Consider the following 5,729-nt stretch of genomic DNA (forward strand, 5'->3'; position numbering starts at 1 on the left):
AGCACGATCGGGTCGTTGTCCACGTAGACGACGCTCGCGTCGGGCAGCGCGGTCTGCGCCACGCGGTGCAGGTTCGGCTCGGTCGGTATCCCGGTGCCGATGTCGAGGAACTGACGGATGCCCACGCGGGCGGCGAGCAGCCGCGTCGCGCGCTGCATGAACCAGCGGTTGTGCCGGGCCCCGTACGGCGCCGTGGGCTCCATCGCGGTGATCTGGCGCCCGAGCTCCTCGTCCACCGGGTAGTTGTCCTTGCCGCCGAGGAACCAGTCGTACACCCGGGCCGGGTGCGGTCTGCCGGTGTCGATCCCGCGGTCGGCGGGGGACGGTCGGGTCATGTCAACTCCCTTGTGGGGCGGAGGCGTTCGCGGTCCGTCCGGCCATCTTGCCGCAGGCATGTGACGCGCGGGGCGTGATCGGGAAGGACGACGGGCCCCACCCCCGGGGTCAGGACTCCGGAGCGGCGAAGGACCCGTGCCGGCCCTCGCCCGCCACGAACCGGCCCGCGCCTTCGACGCCCTCCCGCAGCACCCCCGTGCCGAGCCGCACCTCGGTGAGCATCGCCTCGTCCTCCGGGACCCCGGCCGACGACCGCACGGACGCCAGGTCGCTGCGCAGGCACGCCTGGGGGAACCGTGCGATCTGCGCCGCGAGTTCCTCGGCCGCGGCGCGGGCGCGGCCGGGCGGCACCAGCCGGTTGACCAGCCCCATGGCGTGTGCCTCCGACGCCGGTACCGGGCGGCCCGTCAGGATCAGGTCGAGCGCCCGGCCCTCGCCGACGATCCGGGGCAGCCGTACCGTGCCCCCGTCGATCAGCGGCACCCCCCAGCGCCGGCAGAACACCCCGAACACGGCGTCCTCCTCGGCGACCCGCAGATCGCACCACAGCGCCAGCTCCAGGCCGCCCGCCACGGCGTGCCCGGCGACCGCGGCGATCACCGGCTTCGTCAGGCGCAGCCGGGTGGGCCCCATCGGCCCGTCCCCGTCCTCCGCGACCCTGTTGCCGTCCTGCGTGCCGACGGCCTTGAGGTCCGCGCCTGCGCAGAACGTCCCGCCCTCGCCCCACAGCACGGCGACCCGCGCGTCGTCGTCGGCCTCGAACGCCCGGAAGGCGGCGGCGAGTTCCCGTGCGGTGGGCCCGTCCACGGCGTTGCGCGCGGCGGGCCGGGACAGGACGACGGTGGTGACGGGACCGGCGCGTTCGACGCGCACGGACGGCGGGGACGTCCGGACCGGCACGGGAATCCTCTCCTGGGGCGGACACGACACCGGACCGGCCCGAACACGCCCTGGCTGTCTCGCCCTAGACGACCCGGAACGCCAGGGCGTCCTTCCCGGCCGAGCTGGTCCCGGTGTAGAGGTCGAACGTACCCTCCTCCAGCAGGAAGGTGCCGTCGGGGTCGTCGGTCCAGAAGCCCAGTTCCGCCGCTCCGAAGCCGAGCCGGACGGTGCGCTCCTGCCCGGGCTCCAGCGTGACCCGTTCGAACGCGACGAGCCGGCGCACCGGCTGGACGATGCTCGCGGCCCGGTCGCGCACGTACAGCTGCACGACCTCGTCGCCCGTGCGCCCACCCGTGTTGCGCACGCTCACCGACACCTGGACACGGGCGCCGTCGCGCAGCGCCGCCGCCCGCACGGATCCGTGGCTCAGCTCGGGCGTGCCCAGCGCGAACGACGTGTAGCTCAGCCCGAACCCGAAGGGGAACTGCGGGGAGGACGGCAGGTCCAGGTACTTCGACGTGAACGCGTTGTCCGGGTCGGCCGGACGGCCCGTCGACTCGTGGTTGTAGTGCACCGGGAGCTGTCCCACGCTGCGCGGGAAGGACACCGGCAGCTTGCCGCCCGGGTTCACCGCGCCGAACAGCACGTCGGCGATCGCCGGGCCCGCTTCGAGTCCGGGGTGCCAGGCCTCCAGGACGGCCGGTGCGGAGTCCAGCCAGCCGCCGACGGTCAGCGGCCGCCCGTTCACCAGGACCACCACGAACGGCTTCCCGGTGCGCGCGACCGCCGCGATCAACTCCTCCTGTGCGCCCGGCAGTCCGAGCTCGCTGCGCGCCGCCGCCTCCCCGCTCAGCGCGGCAGGCTCGCCGACGACCACCACCGTCACGTCCGCGGCGCGCGCCGCGGCGACCGCCTCCGCGACCCCCGACGTGTCCGATCCGTCGGGGGCGACCCCGCGCACGTACGTGACCTTCGCGTCCGGCGCGGCCGCGCGCACCGCATCCAGGACCTTCGCCGACGGGAAACGCTCCGCGGCGGCGGGCACCGCCCAGGTCCCCAGCAGATCGGCCGAGTCGGCGAACGGGCCGACCAGCGCCAGCGTGCCGGCCGCCCGGCTCAGCGGCAGCACGCCGCCCTCGTTCTTCAGCAGCACCATGGAACGGGCGGCCGCCGTGCGCGCGGCCCGGCGCGCGGCGGGTGCGGGCGCGGAGATCTCCGCCCCCTCCTCGACGTACGGCTCCTCGAACAGGCCGAGCGCGAACTTCAGCCGCAGCACGCGCGTCACGGCGTCGTCGACACGGCGGCGCGTGATCCGTCCGGCGTGCAGCAGCGCCGTGCCCTCGGAGCGCAGGTGCGTGCTGGTCATCTCCATGTCCACGCCCGCGTTCAGCGCGAGACGGGCCGCGTCCGCGCCGTCCTCGGCGAAGCCGTGCGCGATCAGCTCCTCGACCCCGGCCCAGTCGCTCACGACCGTCCCGTCGAAGCCCCACTCCTGCTTGAGGATGTCGGTGAGCGTGTGCGTGTTGCCGTGCGCAGGGACCCCGCTGATCGTGTTGAACGACGCCATGACGGTCGCGACCCCTGCGTCCAGCGCGGCCTTGAACGGGGGCAGATAGAGATTGCGCAGCCGGGACTCGGACACGTCGACCGTGTTGTAGTCGCGCCCGCCCTCGGCGCCGCCGTACGCGACGAAGTGCTTGGCGCACGCGGCGACGGTGCGCCCGTCCCGGTAGCCGTCCCCCTGGTAACCGCGCACCTTGGCGGCGGCGAACCGGGACGTGAGGTGCGGGTCCTCGCCGCTGCTCTCGGCGATGCGGCCCCAGCGCGGTTCGTGCGTGACGTCCATCATGGGAGAGAACACCCAGTGCACCCCGCTCGACCGGGCCTCCCGCGCCGACACCTCGGCGTCCGTGCGGGCCACCTCCGGATCGAAGCTCGCCGCCTGGGCGAGCGGGATCGGGAACGTCGTCCAGAGTCCGTGGATCACGTCGAGGCCGAACAGCAGCGGGATCCCCAGCCGGGACTCCTCGACCGCGATCCGCTGCAGCGCGTTCGTGCGCCGGGCCCCGAGGATGCTGAGCACCGAGCCGAGCCGGCCGGTGCGCGCCGCGTCCTCCACCTCCTCCGTCTCGCCCGAGCCCGGGTTGAGCTCCCACGACCACGGCAGCTGCTGCAACTGCCCGAGCTTCTCCGCGAACGTCATCCGGCGCAGCAGCGCGCGGACCCGGTCGTCGTACGGTCCTCGGCGGGCGCGGCCCGCGACGGACGCGCGCGCGGCGGGGGCGCTGACGACCGCCCCGGCCGCCGCGGTGACGCCGATGGCGGACAGCAGTGCCCGCCTTCCCAGCTGGGGCATGTGGTCTTCCCGTCGCTCTCGTGGTGCTCACCGGTGGTGGTTGCCTGGCGTAAGGGGGCCAATCCGGTGCGAAGTTATGTTTCGGACACCTCGGGGTCAAGGGAGCCCCGCCGGGCGAGGGCAGGTCGTCGCCGGGAGCCGCGGCGCGTTCCTGACCTGTTGACCTCAACATTGGTTGAGGTCGTAGCGTCGTCGGCATGAGCATGGAGACCACAGCCTGGACGCAGCTGCACAGCGTCATGAACGCCCAGAACGGCGGGCCGAACGGCCGCCCCTTCGCCCGTGCGACCCTGCGCCGGATCGCCGCCTTCGCCCGGCCGCACAAGCGGCGCATCGCCCAGTTCGTCGTGCTCAGCATCCTCACCGCCCTGCTCGCCGTGGCCACACCGGTGCTCGCAGGCGACGTCGTCGACGGCATCGTCCAGGGGCACGACCAGGGGCACGTGATCCGGCTGGCCCTGCTCATCGCCGTGATCGCGCTCGCCGAGGCCGGCATCGGACTCCTCGCGCGGTGGCTGTCCGCGAACCTCGGCGAGGGCCTCATCCTCGACCTGCGCACCGCCGTCTTCGACCACGTGCAGCGGATGCCCGTCGCGTTCTTCACCCGGACCCGCACCGGGGCCCTGGTCAGCCGGCTCAACAACGACGTCATCGGCGCCCAGCGGGCCTTCAGCAACACCCTGTCCGGCGTCGTCGGCAACGTCGTGACACTGCTTCTGACCCTCGCCGTCATGCTCACGCTCTCCTGGCAGATCACCCTCCTCGCCCTGCTCCTGCTGCCGGTCTTCGTGCTGCCCGCTCGGCGCATGGGCACCCGCATGGCCCGCCTCCAGCGCGAGGCCGCCGCTCACAACGCCGCCATGGGTACCCGCATGACCGAGCGGTTCTCCGCGCCGGGCGCCACCCTCATCAAGCTCTTCGGCCGACCCTCGGACGAGTCGGCCGAGTTCGCCGAACGGGCCCGCCGGGTGCGCGACATCGGCGTACGCACCGCCATGGCGCAGTCCGCGTTCATCACCGCGCTCACCCTCGTCTCGGCGCTCGCCCTCGCCCTCGTCTACGGCCTCGGCGGGTACTTCGCCCTGGACGGCACCCTGGAGGCGGGCGCGGTCGTCTCCCTCGCCCTGCTGCTCACCCGCCTCTACGCGCCGCTCACCTCGCTGGCCGGCGCCCGCGTCGAGGTCATGAGCGCGCTCGTCAGCTTCGAGCGGGTCTTCGAGGTGCTCGACCTGGAACCGCTCATCGCCGAGAAGCCGGACGCGCGGGCGGTGCCCGAGGGGCCGGTCGCCGTCGAGTTCGACGAGGTCCGCTTCGGCTACCCGTCCGCCGACAAGGTCTCGCTCGCCTCCCTCGAAGAGGTCGCGTCGCTCGACACCCGCGGCGGCGCCGAGGTCCTGCACGGCGTCTCCTTCCGGGCCGAACCCGGTCGGACCGTCGCCCTCGTCGGCTCGTCCGGGGCCGGCAAGTCCACCGTCGCCCAGCTGCTGCCCCGCCTCTACGACACCGACTCCGGCGCCGTCCGCATCGGCGGCGTCGACGTACGGGACCTGACCGCGTCCTCGCTGCGGGACACGCTCGGCATGGTCACCCAGGACGGTCACCTCTTCCACGACAGCGTCCGCGCCAACCTGCTGCTCGCCCGCCCCGACGCCACCGAGGACGAGCTGTGGGACGTGCTGCGCCGGGCCCGGCTCGAGACGCTCGTCGACTCCCTGCCGGACGGCCTCGACACCGTCGTCGGCGAGCGCGGCTACCGGCTCTCCGGCGGCGAGCGCCAGCGCATGACGATCGCCCGGCTGCTGCTCGCCCGCCAGCGCGTCGTCATCCTCGACGAGGCCACGGCCCACCTGGACAACACCTCCGAGGCCGCCGTCCAGGAGGCGCTCGCCGAGGCGCTCGAGGGACGCACCGCGATCGTCATCGCCCACCGGCTCTCCACGATCCGCTCCGCCGACCAGATCCTCGTCGTCGAGGACGGCCGCATCGTCGAGCGCGGCACCCACGCCGAACTCCTCGCCGTCGACGGCCGCTACGCCGACCTGTACCGGACCCAGTTCGCCGCCGGGGACCAGGCTCCGCCCCTGGAGGAGGCTGCGGGCGCCGTCTGATCCCCGCCGGGGGACGTCCCGCCGACCGGGCTCAGGGTGCGGGCGGC

At 73.8% G+C, this 5,729-nt stretch carries 4 protein-coding genes; 1 reads left to right on the forward strand and 3 read right to left on the reverse strand.

The window, feature by feature from the left end; genetic code table 11:
• The 3 genes from GTW43_RS19885 to GTW43_RS19895 form a co-directional block, all read right to left on the reverse strand.
• Positions 1–335, reverse strand: a 335-nt coding sequence (locus GTW43_RS19885) for an SAM-dependent methyltransferase (RefSeq protein ID WP_161303366.1), incomplete at its 3' end; no start/stop codon positions are given.
• A 109-nt stretch (positions 336–444) separates the two neighbouring features.
• Positions 445–1,236 carry a crotonase/enoyl-CoA hydratase family protein gene (locus tag GTW43_RS19890; RefSeq protein WP_343246064.1) on the reverse strand — a complete coding sequence of 264 codons (792 nt, stop codon included), beginning with the start codon at positions 1,234–1,236 and terminating at the stop codon, positions 445–447.
• A gap of 64 nt (positions 1,237–1,300) precedes the next feature.
• Positions 1,301–3,574 (reverse strand): glycoside hydrolase family 3 N-terminal domain-containing protein, encoded by a 2,274-nt coding sequence (locus GTW43_RS19895; protein ID WP_161303367.1) that lies wholly within the window; start codon positions 3,572–3,574, stop codon positions 1,301–1,303.
• A 197-nt stretch (positions 3,575–3,771) separates the two neighbouring features.
• On the opposite strand from GTW43_RS19895, the gene GTW43_RS19900 reads away from it, so the two are divergent.
• The gene (locus GTW43_RS19900; protein ID WP_161303368.1) at positions 3,772–5,682 is read left to right on the forward strand and encodes an ABC transporter ATP-binding protein; all 1,911 of its coding nucleotides are present in this window, start codon (positions 3,772–3,774) and stop codon (positions 5,680–5,682) included.
• The last annotated feature ends 47 nt before the right edge of the window (positions 5,683–5,729 follow it).

Origin of the sequence: Streptomyces sp. SID5785, from assembly GCF_009870065.1 — a bacterium.
GTDB lineage: Bacteria > Actinomycetota > Actinomycetes > Streptomycetales > Streptomycetaceae > Streptomyces.

What these genes read in the sequence shown, in the direction of transcription:
- GTW43_RS19900 (WP_161303368.1), top strand. Translation starts at nt 3,772, where the DNA reads ATGAGCATGGAGACCACAGCCTGGACGCAGCTGCACAGCGTCATGAAC.
- GTW43_RS19895 (WP_161303367.1), bottom strand. Translation starts at nt 3,574, where the DNA reads ATGCCCCAGCTGGGAAGGCGGGCACTGCTGTCCGCCATCGGCGTCACC.